This window comes from Streptoverticillium reticulum, assembly GCF_047456005.1.
Taxonomy (GTDB): Bacteria; Actinomycetota; Actinomycetes; order Streptomycetales; family Streptomycetaceae; genus Streptomyces; species Streptomyces reticulum.
The window spans coordinates 3,934,031-3,953,927 of record NZ_CP179755.1; the positions used below are offsets into that span (position 1 = coordinate 3,934,031).

At 72.0% G+C, this 19,897-nt stretch carries 18 protein-coding genes and 1 tRNA gene; 6 read left to right on the plus strand and 13 right to left on the minus strand.

The features are described 5' to 3' along the window. Both ACMATS_RS17790 and ACMATS_RS17795 read right to left on the minus strand, forming a co-directional pair. Complete coding sequence (locus ACMATS_RS17790; RefSeq protein WP_336410598.1) at positions 1-465, minus strand: RidA family protein; 465 nt, start codon at positions 463-465, stop codon at positions 1-3. Beyond that, on the minus strand, positions 462-620 hold the full coding sequence (locus ACMATS_RS17795) for a DUF4177 domain-containing protein (RefSeq protein WP_336410597.1): 159 nt from the start codon (positions 618-620) through the stop codon (positions 462-464). Before ACMATS_RS17795 ends, ACMATS_RS17790 begins: the two co-directional genes overlap by 4 nt. A gap of 72 nt (positions 621-692) precedes the next feature. Here ACMATS_RS17795 and ACMATS_RS17800 point away from each other — a divergent pair, with 72 nt between their 5' ends. After that, on the plus strand, positions 693-1,667 hold the full coding sequence (locus ACMATS_RS17800; RefSeq protein WP_390776983.1) for an ArsA family ATPase: 975 nt from the start codon (positions 693-695) through the stop codon (positions 1,665-1,667). A 124-nt stretch (positions 1,668-1,791) separates the two neighbouring features. Then, the gene (locus tag ACMATS_RS17805; protein WP_414168428.1) at positions 1,792-3,387 is read left to right on the plus strand and encodes an ArsA-related P-loop ATPase; all 1,596 of its coding nucleotides are present in this window, start codon (positions 1,792-1,794) and stop codon (positions 3,385-3,387) included. 50 nt (positions 3,388-3,437) lie between these two features. Here ACMATS_RS17805 and ACMATS_RS17810 read toward each other — a convergent pair whose 3' ends face one another. Further along, on the minus strand, positions 3,438-3,773 hold the full coding sequence (locus ACMATS_RS17810; RefSeq protein WP_336410594.1) for a WhiB family transcriptional regulator: 336 nt from the start codon (positions 3,771-3,773) through the stop codon (positions 3,438-3,440). 385 nt (positions 3,774-4,158) lie between these two features. Between ACMATS_RS17810 and ACMATS_RS17815 the strand changes: the two genes are divergently transcribed. Then, on the plus strand, positions 4,159-6,492 hold the full coding sequence (locus tag ACMATS_RS17815) for a transglycosylase domain-containing protein (RefSeq protein WP_414168430.1): 2,334 nt from the start codon (positions 4,159-4,161) through the stop codon (positions 6,490-6,492). Positions 6,493-6,588: 96 nt separating this feature from the next. On the opposite strand, the gene ACMATS_RS17820 is transcribed toward ACMATS_RS17815, so the two are convergent. Further along, on the minus strand, positions 6,589-7,053 hold the full coding sequence (locus ACMATS_RS17820) for a GatB/YqeY domain-containing protein (RefSeq protein WP_390776986.1): 465 nt from the start codon (positions 7,051-7,053) through the stop codon (positions 6,589-6,591). Positions 7,054-7,193: 140 nt separating this feature from the next. On the opposite strand from ACMATS_RS17820, the gene ACMATS_RS17825 reads away from it, so the two are divergent. The 3 genes from ACMATS_RS17825 to ACMATS_RS17835 all read left to right on the plus strand — a co-directional run bounded on the left by ACMATS_RS17825 (position 7,194) and on the right by ACMATS_RS17835 (position 10,403). Continuing rightward, a complete protein-coding gene (locus ACMATS_RS17825; RefSeq protein ID WP_390776987.1) occupies positions 7,194-8,120 on the plus strand; it encodes a metallophosphoesterase in 927 nt (308 codons plus the stop codon). A 119-nt stretch (positions 8,121-8,239) separates the two neighbouring features. Beyond that, positions 8,240-8,313 (plus strand) — tRNA-Pro (locus ACMATS_RS17830). A gap of 260 nt (positions 8,314-8,573) precedes the next feature. Then, positions 8,574-10,403: a prolyl oligopeptidase family serine peptidase gene (locus tag ACMATS_RS17835; RefSeq protein ID WP_414168431.1), complete on the plus strand. Its 1,830-nt coding sequence runs from the start codon at positions 8,574-8,576 to the stop codon at positions 10,401-10,403. Here ACMATS_RS17835 and ACMATS_RS17840 read toward each other — a convergent pair. The 9 genes from ACMATS_RS17840 to ACMATS_RS17880 all read right to left on the minus strand — a co-directional run bounded on the left by ACMATS_RS17840 (position 10,324) and on the right by ACMATS_RS17880 (position 19,861). Beyond that, positions 10,324-11,169 carry an SURF1 family protein gene (locus ACMATS_RS17840; RefSeq protein WP_390777009.1) on the minus strand — a complete coding sequence of 282 codons (846 nt, stop codon included), beginning with the start codon at positions 11,167-11,169 and terminating at the stop codon, positions 10,324-10,326. The genes ACMATS_RS17835 and ACMATS_RS17840 overlap by 80 nt on opposite strands. Before the next feature lie 60 nt (positions 11,170-11,229). After that, the gene (locus ACMATS_RS17845; RefSeq protein ID WP_390777010.1) at positions 11,230-12,315 is read right to left on the minus strand and encodes a hypothetical protein; all 1,086 of its coding nucleotides are present in this window, start codon (positions 12,313-12,315) and stop codon (positions 11,230-11,232) included. Beyond that, positions 12,312-12,980: a SigE family RNA polymerase sigma factor gene (locus ACMATS_RS17850; RefSeq protein ID WP_390777011.1), complete on the minus strand. Its 669-nt coding sequence runs from the start codon at positions 12,978-12,980 to the stop codon at positions 12,312-12,314. Before ACMATS_RS17850 ends, ACMATS_RS17845 begins: the two co-directional genes overlap by 4 nt. 275 nt (positions 12,981-13,255) lie before the next feature. Further along, complete coding sequence (locus ACMATS_RS17855; protein ID WP_414168432.1) at positions 13,256-14,365, minus strand: aspartate-semialdehyde dehydrogenase; 1,110 nt, start codon at positions 14,363-14,365, stop codon at positions 13,256-13,258. Next, positions 14,362-15,633, minus strand: a complete 1,272-nt coding sequence (locus ACMATS_RS17860; protein WP_390777013.1) for an aspartate kinase — start codon at positions 15,631-15,633, stop codon at positions 14,362-14,364. Before ACMATS_RS17860 ends, ACMATS_RS17855 begins: the two co-directional genes overlap by 4 nt. Before the next feature lie 172 nt (positions 15,634-15,805). Continuing rightward, positions 15,806-16,465 (minus strand): DUF5063 domain-containing protein, encoded by a 660-nt coding sequence (locus ACMATS_RS17865; RefSeq protein ID WP_390777014.1) that lies wholly within the window; start codon positions 16,463-16,465, stop codon positions 15,806-15,808. Then, complete coding sequence (gene recR / locus ACMATS_RS17870) at positions 16,458-17,057, minus strand: recombination mediator RecR (protein ID WP_336410574.1); 600 nt, start codon at positions 17,055-17,057, stop codon at positions 16,458-16,460. The genes ACMATS_RS17865 and recR overlap by 8 nt, the downstream gene beginning before the upstream one ends. A gap of 70 nt (positions 17,058-17,127) precedes the next feature. Next, positions 17,128-17,490, minus strand: a complete 363-nt coding sequence (locus tag ACMATS_RS17875) for a YbaB/EbfC family nucleoid-associated protein (protein ID WP_390777015.1) — start codon at positions 17,488-17,490, stop codon at positions 17,128-17,130. Between the two features lie 106 nt (positions 17,491-17,596). Next, on the minus strand, positions 17,597-19,861 hold the full coding sequence (locus tag ACMATS_RS17880) for a DNA polymerase III subunit gamma and tau (protein WP_414168433.1): 2,265 nt from the start codon (positions 19,859-19,861) through the stop codon (positions 17,597-17,599). Positions 19,862-19,897 lie beyond the last annotated feature (36 nt).

Genomic DNA, 19,897 nt, shown 5'->3' on the forward strand with positions numbered 1-19,897 from the left:
TCAGTCCTGCACCTCCACCACGATCTCGACCTCGACCGGCGCATCCAGCGGGAGGACGGCCACGCCCACGGCCGAGCGCGCGTGCACGCCCTTCTCGCCCAGGACCTCGCCCAGCAGCTCGCTCGCGCCGTTCAGCACGCCCGGCTGGCCGGTGAAGTCCGGCGCGGAGGCGACGAAGCCGACGACCTTGACCACCCGGACGAGCTTGTCCAGGTCGCCGATGACGGACTTCACGGCTGCCAGGGCGTTCAGCGCGCAGACGCCCGCGAGCTCCTTGGCCTGCTCGGGGCTCACCTCGGCGCCGACCTTGCCGGTCACCGGGATCGAGCCCTTGACCATGGGCAGCTGGCCGGCGGTGTAGACATACGCACCCGACCGCACGGCCGGCTGGTAGGCCGCGAGCGGCGGCACGACGTCCGGAAGCGTCAGACCGAGCTCGGCGAGCCTGTCCTCGACGGCGCTCATGTCCTCGGCCGCTTCAGGTAGGCCACCAGCTGCTCGGGGTTGTTCGGCCCGGGCACGACCTGGACGAGCTCCCAGCCGTCCTCGCCCCAGGTGTCCAGAATCTGCTTGGTCGCGTGCACCAGCAGCGGCACAGTCGCGTATTCCCACTTGGTCATGCGCCCGACTGTAATGCCTGCCACCGACAGCCTCGTGCGTAGCCCGCGCGGCACTTGGTTAGGCTCCGATCCATGACCAGGCTCCATGTCGTCAGCGGCAAGGGCGGTACCGGCAAGACCACGGTCGCCGCAGCCCTCGCGCTTGCCCTCGCCGCCGAGGGAAAACGCACACTGCTGGTCGAAGTCGAAGGCCGGCAGGGGATCGCGCAGCTCTTCGAGACGGAGGCACTGCCCTATGAGGAGCGGAAGATCGCCGTGGCACCGGGCGGCGGCGAGGTGTACGCGCTCGCCATCGACGCCGAACGGGCCCTGCTCGACTACCTCCAGATGTTCTACAAACTCGGCAGCGCCGGGCGGGCGCTGAAGAAACTCGGCGCGATCGACTTCGCCACGACGATCGCACCCGGCCTGCGGGACGTCCTGCTGACCGGCAAGGCGTGCGAGGCGGTCCGCAGGAAGGACCGTTCCGGCAGCTTCGTCTACGACCACGTCGTGATGGACGCACCGCCCACCGGGCGGGTCACCCGCTTCCTCAACGTGAACGACGAAGTGGCGGGCCTGGCCCGGATCGGGCCGATCCACAATCAGGCGCAGGCCGTCATGCGCGTCCTCAAGTCACCGGAGACGGCTGTGCACTTGGTGACGCTGCTGGAGGAGATGCCGGTCCAGGAGACGGTGGACGGCATAGCCGAGCTGCGTGCGGCGAACCTTCCGGTGGGCGGGGTCGTCGTCAACATGGTCCGGCCGGGCATCCTGGACGAGGCGGCCGTCGAGGCCGCCGCCAACGGCCGCCGGACGGCCGTGGCGGGCGCCCTGGCGCACGCGCTGGAGCGCACGGGCTCCGGCAGTGCGGTGGAGCCCCCGGTCGGTCCGCTGCTGGAACAGGCCCGCGAGCACACCGAGCGGCTCGCGCTGGAGCAGCAGGGCCGCGCGGAGATCGCCAAGCTGGACCTGCCCGCCTACGAACTCGAACTGCTCGGCGACGGCGTGGACCTGGCGGGCCTGTACCGCATGGCACGCGAACTGCGGAAGCAAGGATTCCTGTGAGCGACGCGTGCACGGCCGCCGGGCCGCAGGTGCAGACGATAGCCGCACCTCTGCGCCGTGCAGGCGGAGATGGGGGCACCTCCCAGGCGTCAGCTCTGGGGGAGAACGAAACCAAGGAGGTCCGGTGAGCCTGGACGACACGACGGTGCTCGACATCGACCCCGTCCTGGACAACCCCCGGACCCGCATCGTCGTGTGCTGCGGATCCGGCGGCGTCGGCAAGACCACCACGGCTGCGGCGCTGGGGCTGCGGGCCGCCGAGCGCGGCCGGAAGGCCGTCGTCCTCACCATCGACCCGGCCCGCAGGCTCGCCCAGTCGATGGGCATCGAGGAACTCGACAACGTGCCGCGCCGGGTGCCCGGCATCGACACGTCGGCGGGCGGCGAACTGCACGCCATGATGCTGGACATGAAGCGGACCTTCGACGAGATCGTCGAGGCGCACGCCGATCCGGAGCGCGCCCGGGCGATCCTGGAGAACCCCTTCTACCAGTCCCTGTCGGCCGGTTTCGCCGGCACGCAGGAGTACATGGCCATGGAGAAGCTCGGCCAGCTCCGCTCGCGGGACGAGTGGGACCTGATCGTCGTGGACACCCCGCCCAGCCGCTCGGCGCTGGACTTCCTGGACGCCCCCGGGCGGCTGGGGTCGTTCCTGGACGGCAAGCTGATCAAGGTACTGATGGCGCCGGCGAAGATCGGCGGCCGGGCCGGGATGAAGTTCCTGGGCGTCGGCATGTCGATGATGAGCGGCCCCCTGAACAAACTGATGGGTGCCCAACTCCTGCGTGACGTACAGACCTTCGTCGCCGCGATGGACACCATGTTCGGCGGCTTCCGTACCCGCGCTGATGCCACCTACCGACTGCTCCAGGCGCCCGGCACCGCCTTCCTCGTCGTCGCCGCGCCCGAGCGGGACGCGCTGCGGGAGGCCGCCTACTTCGTCGAGCGGCTGGCCGCGGAGCGCATGCCGCTGGCCGGACTCGTGCTGAACAGGGTGCACGGCAGCGGGGCGGCGGAGCTCTCGGCGGAGCGCGCCCTGGCCGCGGCCGAGGTGCTGGCGGACGCCTCCGGCGAGGACTGCAGTCCCGGGGGAAACGGGCGAACCGGGCGGAGCGCGGCCCCCGTTGGGATCACGCGACCATCGGAATACCCAGAAAATCTTGACGGCTCCGGCATTGTGGATCGTGGCAGCGGGCAAGCTGGCTCACGTACCGCTGACGACCCTGGCACCCTCGCTCCCACCGACACATCCTCTCCCGAGAGCGGCTTCCCCCGGCCCGTGTCACCAGGAGCGCCTTCCGCATCACTGCCCTCACCGGCGCCGGACGCCCCGGCGGGCGCCATGGACGGCTCCGCTGCACGGATCGCCGCCGGGCTGCTGCGGCTGCACGCCGAGCGCATGCAGGTGCTCGCCCGCGAGCGCCGCACGCGGGACCGTTTCACCGCCCTCCACCCGGAGGTGCCGGTGGCGGAAGTGGCCGCACTGCCCGGCGATGTGCACGACCTCGTGGGGCTGCGCTCGATCGGCGAACGGCTGGCCGCACAGCCCGTGGACCACGGCATGACGGAAAGCGTGACGGAGGGAGCCGTCGCGCAGGAAACCGAGGAGGCCGAGGACACCGGGGACGCCGAGGACGGCAGACGGGCCAGCGACGCCACCGGGACCGTGAACGCCACGGTCGGCACGGCCGACGGCGGCGAAGAGGCCGGCACGCCGTAGCAGGTACGCGCGCCGGGCGGGCGCCGTGCTGCTGCAAGACAGCGGGGCGGCTAGCCCACGGCGGCGTACTCGTCGTACTCCTCGTCCCCGAGGGGCAGGATGCCGGCGCCGCGCTCGTACTCCGTGCGGGCCGTCTCCAGGAGCCTGCGCCAGGAGGTGACGGTCGGCCGGCGTCGCAGCAGGGCCCGGCGCTCGCGCTCGGTCATCCCGCCCCACACGCCGAACTCGACGCGGTTGTCCAACGCGTCGGCCAGGCACTCCGTGCGCACCGGGCAGCCGGTGCAGACCGCCTTGGCCCTGTTCTGCGCTGCGCCCTGAACGAATAGTTCATCCGGATCGGTCGTGCGGCAGGCGGCCTGCGCACTCCAGTCGGTTACCCAGCTCATGCTGGCGCCGTCCTCTCCCGAATCGAGGCTCCCCCACGGCGGCAGCGGCATATTCACCGTTGCCAGTTGAGGACGTTACGGAAGGCGGACAGGGGGCAACACCCCCTTCGGGCCCAATCTTGAATGGCCCGAACGGACTATGCGTACGCGGCAGATCACCCAACGGAGTGAGCTGACGACATCAGCGACTTTCCCCTGCATACGAGGGCGTTTCGCCCGCCTCGGAGCGGGCAACCACCGACACAGGCGGCAATACGGACACACCTCATCACCCACAAGAGTGAGGGCGAGGGTGATGCTGGGGCGCATCGCAGTGACTGGCGTGAAACAGCGTAGGCGAACACATGGGCGTCTGTCCGCCGAATGAGAACGTAGGCTTCCCTCCATGGCTATGAAGCGCTCCGGCGGGGGTCGTCCAGTGACCCGGCAGGCCGCGAAGTTCCTCGGTGTCAGCGTCCTTTCAGGAGTCGTGCTGGCAGGTCTGGCCCTTCCGGGCATCGGCGCGTTCGGCCTGGTGGCCAAGGGCTCGATGGAGGGCTTCGACGAGATCCCGGCCGACCTCAAGACACCGCCCCTCAGCCAGCGCACCACCATCCTCGACGCCCAGGGCGGCGAGATCGCGAAGGTCTACTCCCGCGACCGCACGGTGGTCCCGCTGGACCAGATCTCCCCGTACATGCGCAAGGCGATCGTGGCGATCGAGGACTCGCGCTACTACGAGCACGGAGCGATCGACCCCAAGGGCGTGCTCCGCGCGATAAACAGGAACGCCCAGTCGGGCGGCGTCTCGGAGGGTGCGTCCACCCTCACCCAGCAGTACGTCAAGAACGTCTTCGTCGAGGAGGCCGGCGACGACCCCGACAAGGTCGCCGTGGCCACCCAGCAGACCATCGGCCGCAAGATCAAGGAGCTCAAGTACGCGGTCCAGGTGGAGAAGGAGCTCGGCAAGGACCGGATCCTCAACAACTACCTGAACATCACCTTCTTCGGGCAGCAGGCCTACGGCGTCGAGGCCGCCTCCCAGCGCTACTTCAGCAAGCACGCCAAGGACCTCGACCTCGGCGAGTCCGCGCTGTTGGCCGGCCTCGTCCAGTCGCCGAGCCGCTACAACCCCGTCCTCGCTCCCAAGGAGGCCACCAAGCGCCGGAACACCGTGCTCCAGCGCATGGCCGAGCTCAAGGACATCACCCCCGCCCAGGCGGCGGCGGAGCAGGCCAAGCCGATCCATCTGACCGTCAGCAGGCCCAAGAGCGGCTGCATCACGGCGGTCGACGGCGCGGGGTTCTTCTGCGACTACGTCCGCAGCGTCTTCCTCCAGGACCCCGTCTTCGGCAAGACGAAGGAGGCCCGGGCCAAGCGCTGGAACGAGGGCGGCATGACGATCCGCACCACCCTCGATCCGCAGACCCAGAAGTCCGTCCAGAAGTCGATCACCGATCACGTCTACCAGACCGACCCGGTGGCCACCGCCGTCTCGATCGTCCAGCCCGGCACCGGCAAGGTGCTCGGCATGGGCCAGTCGCGGCCGTACGGCTTCGGCGAGAACCAGACGCAGATCAACTTCTCCGCCGACCACGCCATGGGCGGCTCCAGTTACGGCTTCCAGACCGGTTCGACCTTCAAGCCGATCGTCGCGGCGGCCGCCCTGGAGCAGGGCATCTCGCCGTACCAGACGTACCCCTCGCCGTACCGCATGGCGTACCCGGACTCGGTGGAGAAGTGCAAGGGCACCTGGGAGAATTCCGAGGGTGCGATGGTCAGCAACGAGAACCGCAGCGAGTCCGGCCCGTACGGGATGCGGGAGGCGACCGCCAAGTCGGTCAACACCTACTTCATCCAGCTGATCGGTGACGTGGGCATCTGCCCGGTGACCAAGATGGCGGCCAAGATGGGCGTGAAGCCCGCCGATGGCAGCAAGATGGAGCAGGTGCCGTCGATCGCGCTCGGCACCGAGGGCATGTCCCCGCTCACCATGGCCTCCGCCTACGCGACCTTCGCCAACCACGGCACGTACTGCTCTCCCGTCGTCATCGAGTCCGCCACCGGCCCCGACGGCAAGGCCCTCCGGGTGCCCAAGTCGCAGTGCTCGCGGGCGATGTCCGAGCAGACGGCCGACACGGTCAACTCCCTGCTGAAGGGCGTGGTCGAGGACGGCACCGGCAAGGAGGCCGGGCTGGACGGCCGGGACAGCGCGGGCAAGACGGGCACGACGGACGAGCGCCGCGCCGCCTGGTTCGTGGGCTACACCCCGAACATGGCCGGCGCCGTGTGGGTCGGCGGGGCCGGCTCCAAGGGCGTCGACATGGAGAACATCACCATCGGCGGCGTCTACCACGACAAGGTCTACGGCGCGGACACCCCGGGCCCGATCTGGCGGGACGCCATGAACGGCGCGCTGGACGGCCGCGACGCACCGGCCTTCGCCCCCTCCTCCGCCGACGACAGCAGCACGGGCACCGGTACCGGCACGGGCACAGGTGACGACCGGACCGGCGCGGGCCAGGGCACGCACAAGCCGGGGACGGGCAAGCCCGGGACCGAGAAGCCCGGCGGCGGATCCCACAAGCCGGGGCACAACAAGCCAGGCAGCCCGAAGCCCGACCCGCTGCCCGGTCTCTCCCTCCCGCCGGCCGTGACCGGCGGGACCGGCAACGAGCAGCAGCCGGGGCAGCCCGGTCAGCCGGGGCAGCAGGGCCAGCAGCAGGGGCAGCAGCAGTAGGTTCGACCGGATACACGGAAGGGGCGCCCGACCAGTGGTCGGGCGCCCCTTCCTGTTGTTCCGCGCCGCGTACGTGTTCCGCGCTGCAGCCGGGCCTCAGCCCGCGAGCAGCCGCTTGACCGCGGCGGCCACCCGGCCACCCTCGGCGCGGCCCGCCACCTTCGCGTTCGCGAGCTTCATCACGGCGCCCATGGCCTTCGGGCCCTCGGCGCCGCCGGCCTTCGCCTCGGCCACGGCCTCCGCCACGGCCGCGTTGAGCTCCTCGTCCGACAGCTGCTTCGGCAGGTATTCGGCGAGCAGCTCGCCCTCCGCGCGCTCGCGCTCGGCCTGCTCGGCGCGGCCGCCCTTCTCGAAGGCGTCGGCGGCCTCGCGGCGCTTCTTCGCCTCGCGCGTGATCACCTTCAGCACCTCGTCGTCCGAGAGCTCACGGGCCACCTTGCCCGCGGTCTCCTCGTAGCCGATCGCGGAGAGGGTGAGGCGGAGCGTGGAGGAGCGCAGCTCGTCGCGCGCCTTGATGGCGGCAGTGAGGTCGTCCTGAAGCTTGGACTTGAGCGTGGTCATGCCCGCAATCTTCGCATCCCGCACCCCGGTGCGCTCCGCATTAACCTCCGGGCGGCACCCGGGCGGGCCGGAAACGGCGAACTCCCTTGCGCGTACCGGCAGGTGAGCCGGCACCTGTCGCGATCTGCGACGATGGGTTCATGCGTGCGCGATACGGAGTACCCCTGGGCATCACGGCGGTCGGCGCGGCCGGCCTCGCCTATGCCGCCGGTTTCGAAGTCCGTTCCTTCCGGCTGCGGCGGGTCACCGTGCCCGTGCTGCCGCCCGGGATGCGGCCGCTGCGGGTCCTCCAGGTCTCCGACATCCACATGGTCGGGGGCCAGCGCAAGAAGCAGCGCTGGCTGCAGTCCCTCGCCGGGCTGCGCCCCGACTTCGTGATCAACACCGGTGACAACCTCTCCGACCCCGAGGCCGTGCCCGAGACCCTCGACGCCCTGGGCCCGCTGATGCGCTTCCCCGGCGCGTACGTCTTCGGCTCCAACGACTACTACGGGCCCAGGCTGCGCAACCCCGCGCGCTACCTGCTGGAGCGGGCCACCGGGCGGCACGGCCTGAACGGCAACAAGCCGGTCGTCGGCGCGATCCACAACCCGTGGGAGGGCCTGCGCGACGGCTTCGACCGCGCGGGCTGGGTCAACCTCACCAACACCCGCGGCTCGCTCAAGATCGACAGCATGGAGATCGCCCTCACCGGTCTCGACGACCCGCACATCAAGCGCGACCGCTATGCCCGGGTGGCCGGCGGACCGCAGGAGGACGCGGACTTCTCCATGGCCGTCGTCCACGCCCCCTATCTCCGGGTGCTCGACGCCTTCGCGGCCGACCGCTACCCGCTGATCCTCGCCGGGCACACGCACGGCGGCCAGCTCTGCATCCCCTTCTACGGTGCGCTGGTCACCAACTGCGACATCGACGCCGGCCGTGTGAAGGGCCTCTCCACCCACAAGGCCGGCGGCCACCGCTCCTACCTGCACGTCTCGGCAGGCTGCGGGACGAACCGCTACACCCCCGTCCGCTTCGCCTGCCCGCCCGAGGCCACCCTCCTCACCCTCGTCGCCCGCGACTGACCCCGCTCCGGGGCCCCGCCTGCGGGGCCCCGGAAACCGGATTTCGCCTCTGGGCCCGGGTCCGCTAAAGTAGTCCTCGTTGCACCGGGGCCCGGGAAAAACGGGAAACGGCGGAACATCGGGGTGTAGCGCAGCTTGGCAGCGCGCTTCGTTCGGGACGAAGAGGTCGTGGGTTCAAATCCCGCCACCCCGACAGCCATGTCAGGGCCTTGATCGACTCAGTCGATCAAGGCCCTGACTCGTTTTGGGGCCGTAGGGGCCCGTACGGGAAACACCCGGGGCCTCCCGCGGTGAAGTTCTGCCGCCGGCGCGAGGTTTCGTCATGCCGAAGGCGTTGCGCGGGAGAAGTGCCGTCGCGGTCCCGCCCCTCCCCAGCCGCCCAACGGACCCCCGGATTCCGGAAGTTATCCACAGGCTCCGCGGGATGTCGGCCCCTCGGCGCAGAATAGGGGCATGACCGAGAGCAACGTATCCATGCCGGACTGGGAGAAGCGCTTCCGGGCGCCGCGGACGGGGCTGCCCGGGTGGGCGCAGGACGCCCCGGAGCGCTCGCTGTTCGCCTCGAATGCGACGGGCACCTTCGAGCTGTACGCCTGGGACCGTGCCACGGGCGGGCAGCGGCAGGTCACGGACCGGCCGCAGGGCACCACGAGCGGCAGGCTGTCGCCGGACGGCGCCTGGATCTGGTGGTTCTCGGACACCGACGGGGACGAGTTCGGCACCTGGGTGCGCCAGCCCTTCCACGGCGGGGAGGACGAGCCCGCGACGCCCGGCCTCGAGCCCGCCTATCCGGACGGCCTGGCCCTGGGGCGGGACGGGTCGGCGGTCGTCGGCCGGTCCACGGAGCAGGGCGGTTCCAGCATCCACGTGGTGCGCCCGGGCGAGGAGCCCGTGGAGGTCTACCGGCACCGGCAGTCGGCCGGGGTGGGCGCGCTGTCCCACGACGCCTCGTTGATCGCCATCGAGCACACCGAGCACGGCGACGCCATGCACGCGGCGATCCGCGTGGTCCGGGCGGACGGCACGACCGTGGCCGAGCTGGACGACACCCGGGGCGGCACGGTGGAGCTCGGCCTGTCCGCGCTGGGGTTCGCCCCGGCCGACGGCGACTCCCGGCTGCTCGTCGGGCACCAGCGGCGCGGCCGCTGGGAGCCGATGCTGTGGGACGCGCTGACGGGCGAGGAGACGGCCCTGGCCATCGATCTGCCGGGCGATCTGGACGCCGACTGGTTCCCGGACGGCTCCGCCCTGCTGATCGACCACAGCTACCGGGCGCGCAGCGAGCTGTGGCGCTACGAGCTGGCGAGCGGCGAGCTGGCCCGGCTCGACACCCCTCAGGGCACGGTGTCCGGAGCGCTGCCGCGCCCGGACGGGACGGTGGAGTTCCTCTGGTCGTCGGCCGCCGAGCCGCCGGTCGTGCGCTCCACGGCGGGCCACGTCGTACTGAGCCCGCCCCCGGGACTGCACGGGATCGCCGAGGCCCCCGGTTCGGTGCCGGTCGAGGACGTGTGGGTGGAGGGCCCGGGCGGCCCGGTGCACGCCCTGGTGCAGCGGCCCGCGGGCGAGGGCCCGTTCCCGGTCGTCTTCGACATCCACGGCGGCCCGACCTGGCACGACAGCGACGCCTTCGCCGCCCAGCCGGCCGCCTGGGTCGACCACGGCTTCGCGGTCGTGCGCGTCAACTACCGCGGCTCCACGGGCTACGGGCGGGCCTGGACGGACGCGCTCAAGCACCGGGTGGGCCTCATCGAGCTGGAGGACATCGCGGCGGTGCGGGAGTGGGCCGTGGCGTCGGGGCTCGCGGACCCGGCGCGGCTGGTGCTGGCCGGCGGCTCCTGGGGCGGCTATCTGACGCTGCTCGGGCTGGGCACCCAGCCGGACGCCTGGGCGCTGGGCCTGGCGGCGGTCCCCGTCGCCGACTACGTGACCGCCTACCACGACGAGATGGAGGCGCTGAAGGCCCTGGACCGCACCCTGCTGGGCGGCACCCCGGAGGAGGTGCCCGAGCGCTTCGCCGCCTCGTCGCCGCTCACCTACGTCGACCGGGTGCAGGCGCCGGTCTACATCTCCGCGGGCGCCAACGACCCCCGGTGCCCTATACGCCAGATCGAGAACTACGTGGAGCGGCTCGCGGAGCGCGGCCACCCGCACGAGGTGTACCGCTACGACGCGGGCCACGGCTCGCTGGTGGTGGAGGAGCGGATCAAGCAGCTCCGGCTGGAGATCGCGTTTGCCGAGCGTCATCTGGGCCGTCCGGACGGCCGTCCGGCCCCTCGGGTGTGATGCCGAGCTCCGCGTCCCGCAGGGCCTCGACCTCGCGGCGGAACAGCCGGAACCACATGAAGACGACGAAGCCCGCGAAGACGAACCACTCGCCGGTGTAGCCGAGGTTCTGGAACGCCTTGAGGTCCAGGCCGCTGTTGGGGGCGGCGGCCGGGGGCACCGGGACCATGGCCCCCGTCGCGGTGGGCGTGGTGATCCACGCGTCGTACACCTGGTACGGCACGAGGTTCACCAGCGAGGCCGCGCTGATCACGCCGAGCTGCCCGGACGGCAGCCCGCCGGAGGCGTTCACGCCCTTGGAGGTCGGGCTCTCCGACGCCTGGAGCGCACCGGTGACGGTGACGTCGCCGGACGGCGGGGCGGGCACCTTGGCGGCGTCGGCCGGGGAGTTCGCGTCGCCGGGCAGCCAGCCGCGCACGACGGGCAGCGCCTTGCCGCCGTCCGTCCGCAGCAGGGTCAGCACGTAGAAGCCCTGGCGGTCGTCGAGCTGCCGGTCCGGGACGAGCAGCTGGTGCCCGGTGTCGTAGTGCCCGGTGGCCCGGGCCTGGCGGCCCGAGGTCACGGTGCTCACGGGCAGCAGCTCGGCCAGCGGTTCGGCGGCGGCCGTGCGGGCGTCCTCGGCCTGGGTCTGCTGCTCACGGTGCGAGTCGACGCGCGTCTCGAAGCGCCCGAGCTGCCAGGTGCCCATGAAGAGGCACACGGGGATGGCCAGAACGGTGAAGACGTTGATCCCCCACCAGCGGGGAGTCAGCAGGAACCGATACACACCACCACGGTACGGGCCGTGCCCGGCGGGGCGGCACCGGCCCCTGCACCGGCGGCGACTTCAGGCCGTCGGTGCGGCCGTCAGGGCTCCGGTGCGGTAGACCGTCCCGGCGCAGGCGTCGGGGAGCGTGGCGTCGGCGGCCTTGGGTTCCCCGACGTCCGGGGTGTGGCTCAGCACCACTCCGGACGGCCCCTGCGTCGGCGAGGAGACGTCCTGGACCTGTGGCTTCTCCGCGGCCACCGCGGGGGGCGCGGCGCTGGCGGAGCCGGAGTCGCTCGCGGGCGACGGAGGGGTGATGCCGGGCTTGGTGCAGCCGCTCGGCCCGCCGTCGGCGGCCGGCACGAAGGCGAACTTGATCTCGTACGCCTGCCCGGGCTGGAGGATGACCTGGCTGGGCTCGGTGGCCGGGTCGGGCAGCCCGGTCGCGGCATCACCGGCCGTGTGGTTCACGACCGTGATCCGGGAGTTGTCGCTGCCGGCCGCGGAGTGGGCCGCGACCACGCCCTCGCCGGCCACCGAGCAGACGCTGCGGGAGACGTTGACGACGCGGAAGGTGCCGTAGACGCGGCCGTTCCTGTCGGGGGTGCCGACGACGCCGGAGCCCTTGCCGAGCTGGTTGCGGTCGCAGGTGGGCGAGGTGGCGGCGAGGGTGGGCCGGAGGTCGGGGCCGGGGACGCTCGCGGAGCCGGTGGGGCCCGCGGTGCTGCCGTCCTTCCGCTGCGCCTCGTCCTCCTCCTTCCGGTGCCCGTCGCGCCGGCCGGTGTCGGGGCTCGCGCCGGTGTTCGGCGGGCCCGGGGCCGGCACGCCTCTGCCGTGCTCGCCGCCCTCGGTCCCGCCGTGCGGGCGCTGGTGGCTGCTGGCGGCGTTGGCCTGGTGGTCGTCGGTGGTGTCGGCCGTGGTGGCGGCGTGGATGAGGACCGGCAGGGCGGTGGCCCCGAGGACCACTGCGGCCACCGCGCCCGCGACGGCCTGCCTGCGGCGCGTCCGCCGGGCGGGCACGGCACGCTGCAGGTGCTCGAGTGCGCCGTCGGCGGGTTCGATGTCCTCGACGGCGCCCTGCAGGAGCCGCCGGAGGTCCTGTTCGTCGATCTCCCGGTGACCGCCGCTGCCGGGGTCCTGGTGCTCGTCGGGGAAATGCCGGTTCATACAGGGGCCTCCATGGCGACACGGAGGGCCGCGATACCGCGCGAGCCGTACGCCTTGACCGAGCCGAGCGAGAGACCGAGGGTCTCCGCCACCTGGGCCTCGGTCATGTCGGCGAAGTAGCGCAGGACGAGCACCTCGCGCTGGCGGCGCTGCAGTCCACGCATGGCTTTGATCAATTGGTCGCGCTCCAGCTGTTCGTACGCCCCCTCCTCGGCACTGGCCATGTCGGGCATCGGCTTGGACAGCAGCTTCAGTCCGAGGATGCGGCGACGCAGGGCCGAACGGGACAGGTTCACGACAGTCTGCCGCAAATACGCCAGGGTCTTCTCCGGGTCCCGGACGCGGTTGCGCGCGGAGTGCACCCGGATGAAGGCCTCCTGCACCACGTCCTCGCAGGAGGCGGTGTCGTCGAGGAGCAGGGCCGCGAGGCCGAGCAGCGAGCGGTAGTGCGCCCGGTAGGTCTCGGTGAGGTGATCGACTGTGGTGCCCGCTGCCATCGCCTCGTCAGCGTCCCCGCGCTGCGGTGGCACCTGGGGCGGGAGCTGGGCGGGACGGGGGGCCGACCAGGGGGCGATCACCGGTATACCGCCCGGCGAGCCGGCACGCCGGCGCACGGAGGTGCTGCCGCGCCTCGGGGCGGTTGCGATGCTGATGACCTCTGCCACGCCTGTTGGACACGCTTCCCCCCGTCAGGGTTGTACGCGCAGGGGCCCGCGGTCGACGACGCACCGTGTGACGAGGCGTCATATGCCCTCATGCGTACCAGCTCTTCCTCAATGCCCCGGTTTTGCACCGCCAAAGAGGACGGCAGCAAAGACGCTCCCCGGCCCTGCGGCGGTTGCAGCCGGTCGGGGAGCGCATCGTCGAACAGATCGTCCGCCCAGTTCAAGAGGTCTGGACCAACGAGTTGATCACACGACCTTTACACTTCCCGTCGATATTACGGAGCGGTCAGCTCGGCCGCCACGAGTTCCGCGATCTGCACGGCATTGAGCGCCGCGCCCTTGCGCAGATTGTCCCCGCAGAGGAAGAGGTCGAGGACCCGGGGGTCGTCCGGGGAGCGCCGCACCCGGCCCGCCCAGACGGGGTCGGTGCCCACCACGTCCGCGGGCGTCGGGAACTCCCCCTCGGCCGGGCTGTCGCAGACCACCACGCCGGGGGCGTTCGCCAGGATCTCGTGCGCCCGCTCGACCGTCACCTCGCGCTCGAACCGCGCGTGCACGCTCAGCGAATGCCCGGTGATCACCGGCACGCGGACGCAGGTCACGGAGATCCGCAGGTCCGGGCGGCCGAGGATCTTGCGGGACTCCTCGCGCACCCCGGTCTCCGCGGAGGACCAGCCGCCCTCCTCCGGCGAGCCGGCCCACGGCACCACGTTCAGGGCCACCGGCGCCGGGAAGGGCCCCGTCGCGTCCCCGACCGCGCGCCGCACGTCACCGGGGTGCGTGCCCAGCTCCGTACCGGCCACGGCCGCGAGCTGCGCGCGGAGGGCCGCCACGCCGGCCTGCCCGGCCCCCGACACCGCCTGGTACGAGGAGACGACCAGTTCGCTCAGCCCCAGCTCCGCATGGAGCGCGCCCATCGCGGCGATCAGCGGCAGCGTGGTGCAGCCGGGCCCGGCGACGATGCCGCGGGGGCGGACCCGGGCGGCATGCGCGTTGATCTCGGGCACCACCAGCGGCACGTCCGCGTCCATCCGGAACGCGCCCGACGTGTCCACCACGACCGAACCCTTGGCGACGGCGACCGGCACCCACTGCGCCGCGATCTCTTCCGGCACGACGAACACGGCGACGTCGACGCCCTCGAAGGCGTCCTCGCCCAGCGCGCGGACCCCGGTCTCCGTGCCCCGCACGGACAGCGCCCGGCCGGCCGAGCGGGCCGAGGCGATCAGCCGGATCTCGCCCCAGATGTCCGCGCCGCGCGAGAGCAGTTCGAGCAGGACCGCGCCGACGGCGCCGGTCGCGCCGACGACCGCGAGCGCCGGCCTGTGCCCCCTCCCGGAGCCGGTGCCGCCGACGGCACCGGCATCCGGGCGGGCGGCCGTCATCGGCCGGTGCCTCCGTAGACGACGGCCTCGTCGTTCTCGCTGTCCAGGCCGAACGCGGTGTGGACGGCGCACACGGCGTCGTTCACGTCGTCGGCACGGGTGACGACCGAGATCCGGATCTCGGAGGTCGAGATCAGCTCGATGTTCACCCCGGCGTTCGACAGCGCCTCGAAGAAGGTCGCGGTGACCCCCGGGTTCGTCTTCATGCCCGCGCCGACCAGCGAGATCTTCGCGATCTGGTCGTCGTAGCGCAGCGAGTCGAAGCCGACCTTCGCCTTCGTCCGCTCCAGCGCCTCGATGGCCTTGCGGCCCTCGGTCTTGGGCAGGGTGAAGGAGATGTCCGTCAGGCCCGTGGCCGCGGCGGAGACGTTCTGCACCACCATGTCGATGTTGATCTCGGCGTCCGCGATGGCCCGGAAGATCGTCGCGGCCTCGCCCGGCTTGTCCGGAACGCCGACGACCGTGACCTTCGCCTCGGAGGTGTCGTGCGCGACGCCCGAGATGATCGCCTGCTCCATCGGCTGGTCCCCTTGCGGTTCGTTGCTGACCCAGGTGCCCTTGAGGCCCGAGAAGGACGAGCGCACGTGGATCGGGATGTTGTAACGGCGTGCGTATTCGACGCAGCGGTGCAGCAGCACCTTGGAGCCGGAACTGGCCAGCTCCAGCATGTCCTCGAAGGAGATCCAGTCGATCTTGCGGGCCTTCTTCACGACCCGCGGGTCGGCGGTGAAGACCCCGTCGACGTCCGTGTAGATCTCGCAGACCTCAGCGTTCAGCGCGGCCGCGAGGGCCACCGCCGTGGTGTCGGAGCCGCCCCGGCCCAGCGTGGTGATGTCCTTGCTGTGCTGGGACACGCCCTGGAAACCCGCCACGATCGCGATGTTGCCCGCGTCCACGGACTGCTGGATCCGCCCCGGCGTGACATCGATGATCCGCGCTTTGTTGTGGACCGAGTCGGTGATGACTCCGGCCTGGCTCCCGGTGAACGACTGCGCCTCGTGACCGAGGTTTTTGATCGCCATCGCCAGCAGCGCCATGGAGATCCGCTCTCCGGCGGTCAGCAGCATGTCGAACTCGCGCCCGGCAGGAATCGGCGAAACCTGCGCAGCGAGATCGATCAACTCGTCCGTCGTGTCGCCCATCGCGGAAACCACGACGACCACCTGGTGGCCGTTCTTCTTGGCTTCGACGATTCGCTTGGCAACCCGCTTGATGCCCTCGGCATCGGCAACGGAGGAGCCGCCGTACTTCTGCACGACAAGGCTCACGTGCGCTCCTCGCAGCTCTGTGTTTTGCGGTCGCCTGCAGTCTAACGAGCAGCAGGAATCGGCCATGGTGACGCCGCATGATGAGACGCGCGGCCCGCGCGCGCCCGGACGATTTGCGGCCGGCGCGCGCCTGCGCGACAGGGCTTCGAAAAGACCTGTCGACAGAGCTCCGTCAGGACTTCGCCGGCCGCATCCCCAGCGGCCCCGCGATCTCCGCCGCCATGACGCGGCCCGCCTCCTCGGCCAGTTGCTCCTCGGCCACCGCGTCCGTGTCCAGGCCGTCCAGCTCGTCCAGCGGCTGGTCCAGCCGGACGTGCGCCACCAGCGACTGCAGCGCGCGCAGACAAGCCGACGCCGTGGGGCCCCAGTTGGAGAGGTAGGAGAACTGCCACCACCACAGGGCCTCGTTCACCCGGCCGTCACGGTAGTGGGCCATGCCGTGCCGCAGGTCGGTGATGATGTCGGCGAGGTCGTCCGAGATCCGGCTGGCGACCGGGGCGCTGCGCGGCACGTACGGGTCGAAGACCTCGGAGTACACGTCCACCGGGTCCAGCATGGCCGCGAACCGCTCGCGCAGCTCGTCGACGTCCGCCTCCGGGCCGACGTCCGGCTCGTAGCGCTCGTCCGGGAGGAAGTCCTCGTGCGCACCGAGCCGGCCGCCGGTGAGCAGGAGCTGGGAGATCTCCAGGAGCAGGAAGGGGACGGCGCTGTCCGGCTCGTCACCGCGGGAGACCTCGGCGACGGCCACGATAAAGCTCTCGATCGAGTCCGCCACGGAGACCGCGAAGTCGTCCGGAGCGCGCTTGGCATCGTGCAGCGTTGCGTCAGACATCGAGAAGTCTTCTCCCTTCGAAGGCACGCCCCAGCGTGACCTCGTCGGCGTATTCGAGATCTCCGCCCACCGGCAGCCCGCTCGCCAGTCTGGTGACCTTCAGCCCCATGGGCTTCACCATGCGCGCGAGATAGGTGGCTGTGGCCTCGCCCTCGAGATTGGGATCGGTGGCCAGGATCAGCTCGGTGACCGACCCGTCCGCGAGCCGCGCCAGCAGCTCGCGGATGCGCAGGTCGTCCGGGCCCACGCCCTCGATGGGGCTGATCGCGCCGCCGAGCACGTGGTAGCGGCCCCGGAACTCCCGGGTCCGCTCGATCGCGACGACGTCCTTGGACTCCTCCACGACGCAGATGACGGCGGGGTCGCGGCGCGGGTCCTGGCAGACCCGGCACCGCTCCTCCTGCGCCACGTTGCCGCAGACCGCGCAGAACCGGACCTTCGCCTTGACCTCGGTCAGGGCGTGCGCGAGCCGGCGGACGTCGGCCGGCTCGGCCTGGAGGATGTGGAAAGCGATCCGCTGGGCGCTCTTGGGACCGACGCCGGGCAGCCTGCCCAGCTCGTCGATGAGGTCCTGGACCACGCCTTCATACACGGATCGGGCTCTCCTTCTGCGCTTTATGCCGCTATAAGTACGTTACGTCCGGTATGCCGGAAGCTTCCCGTCAGAACGGGAGACCGGGGATCCCACTGCCGCCGCCCAGGCCCTGGGCGAGCGGGCCGAGCTTCTGCTGCTGGAGCTTCTGCGCGGACTCGTTCGCATCGCGCACGGCGGCGACGACCAGGTCCGCGAGGGTCTCCGCGTTCTCCTCCGCGCTGCCGGCCTCCGGGTCCACCGCCCGCGGGTCGATGACCAGGGCCTGGAGCTCGCCGGCCCCGGTGACCGTGGCCTTCACCAGGCCACCGCCCGCCGTGCCCTCGACAGGGGTCCGCGCCAGCTCCTCCTGGGCCGCGGCGAGGTCCTGCTGCATCTTCTGGGCCTGCTGGAGCAGCTGCTGCATATTGGGCTGGCCACCACCGGGGAACATGGTTCGGCTCCTGGCTTGTCGACGACGACTGGTTCGGAGCCGAGCCTACGTGCTCGCCGGGCGGCGCGCCCCATGCCGCCGGAAGTAGTGCGCGGGCCCGGCCGCACTACTCGTTGGCGATCTCCTCGATGACCGTCGCCCCCAGCTCGCGGACGATCAGGTCGTGGCCGCTCAGGGCGGTGTCGACGAGGTCGGGGTCGTCCTCGGCGGGGACGTCCTCCTCGATCGGGACCGGCGGGGGCTCGGGCGCCGCGGACGGGGCGGACGGCGCCTGACGGACCTCCGGCGCGGGGGCGGCGGGGGCCGCGGCCGGGCCGGGAGCGGGTGCGGCCGCGGGCCGGGAGGCCGCCGGGGCGGGGGCCGGGGGCTGGGGGCGCGACGCGGCGGGGGCGCCGCCGCCGAAGCCGCCGCCGGTGTTTCCGTAGCCGCCGAAGCCGCCGCCGGACGCGACGCCCGCGCCTCCGGCACCGCCTCCGCCGGACGGATCGACGACCAGCTCGACCTTCCACTGCACGCCCAGCGCATCGCCGAGCGCCTGGCGCAGCACGTCCTCACTGCCGCTGTTGGCGAAGCTGTCGCGGGCTCCGGCGTTCGAGAAGCCGACCTGGAGCGTGCTGCCGTCGAAGCCGGTGACCTGGGCGTTCTGGCTGAGCAGGATCCAGGTGAAGCGGCGGCGGTTCTTGACCGCGTCGAGGATCTGCGGCCACATCTGCCGCACCTGGCCCGCGTCGCCGCCGGCGCCCGGGGACGCGGGGGCGGCAGGAGCGGCAGAGGCGGGCGGGGCCGCCGGGGTCTGCGGGGGCGCGGCCGCGGACGGCCAGGCGCCGGCGCCCGGCGCGGGGGCGGCGGGCGCGGCGGGGGCGGAGCCGGGGGCTGCTGCGGTGGGCCAGGCACCGGCCGGTGCCGCCGGGGCCGGAGCGGGAGCCGGGGCTGCGGGGGCCTGCGCGGGAGCGGCCGCCGAGGGCCAGGCGCCGGCACCCTGCGCGGGTGCAGGCGCAGTCTGGGGCGCGGGAGCCGGAGGGGCCGCCGGGGCCGGGGCGGGAGGAGTCACCGGAGCAGGAGCCGGGGCGGGGGCAGGGGCAGGCGCGGCCGGGGCGACGGCGGCCCGTGCCGCGGCCGGGCCCGAGAGCCCGGCGGAGGCGGCGGCCTGCGGCTCGTGGCCCTGCGGCCCGGGCACGTACCCCATGGCCGGCCCGCCGCCCGCGAGGGCACCCGCGCCCCGCTCCAGCCGGTCGAGCCGGGCCCGCACCGACTGCTCGTCGTCGAAGGCCGCGGGCAGCAGCACCCGCGCGCAGATCAGCTCCAGCTGCAGCCGGGGGGAGGTGGCGCCGCGCATCTCGGTCAGCCCCTGGTTGACCAGGTCGGCGGCGCGGCTGAGCTCGCCCGCGCCGAAGACCGAGGCCTGGGCCTGCATCCGCTCCACGACGTCCGCGGGGGCGTCGATGAGCCCCTTCTCCGCCGCGTCCGGCACCGCGGCGAGGATCACGAGGTCGCGCAGCCGCTCCAGCAGGTCGGCGACGAAACGCCGCGGGTCGTTGCCGCCCTCGACGACGCGGTCGACGACCTCGAAGGCCGCGGCGCCGTCGCCCGCGGCGAACGCGTCCACGACGGCGTCGAGCAGCGAGCCGTCCGTGTACCCCAGGAGGGACGTCGCCATGGCGTACGTCACACCGTCCTCGGCGGCGCCGGCCAGCAGCTGGTCCATGACGGACATCGAGTCACGCACGGATCCCGCGCCGGCCCGCACGACCAGTGGCAGCACGCCGTCCTCGACGGGGATGGCCTCGCGCCCGCACACCTCGGCCAGGTACTCGCGCAGCGTGCCGGGCGGGACGAGCCGGAACGGATAGTGGTGCGTACGCGACCGGATGGTGCCGATGACCTTCTCGGGCTCGGTCGTCGCGAAGATGAACTTCAGGTGCTCCGGCGGCTCCTCGACCACCTTCAGCAGGGCGTTGAAGCCCGCCGAGGTGACCATGTGCGCCTCGTCGATGATGTAGATCTTGTACCGGCTGGAGGCGGGCCCGAAGAAGGCCTTCTCGCGCAGCTCACGGGCGTCGTCCACACCACCGTGCGAGGCGGCGTCGATCTCGATGACGTCGATCGATCCGCGCCCGTTGCGCGCGAGGTCGATGCAGGACTGGCACTCGCCGCAGGGCGTGGGCGTCGGCCCCTGCTCGCAGTTCAGGCAGCGCGCGAGGATGCGCGCACTCGTCGTCTTGCCGCAGCCGCGCGGGCCGCTGAACAGGTACGCGTGGTTGACCCTGTTGTTCCGCAGGGCCTGCTGCAACGGCGTGGTGACATGCTCCTGCCCGATGACCTCGGCGAAGGACTCGGGACGGTAGCGGCGGTAGAGCGCGAGGGACGACACACCTACGACGATATCGGGCCCCACTGACAAGTGGTC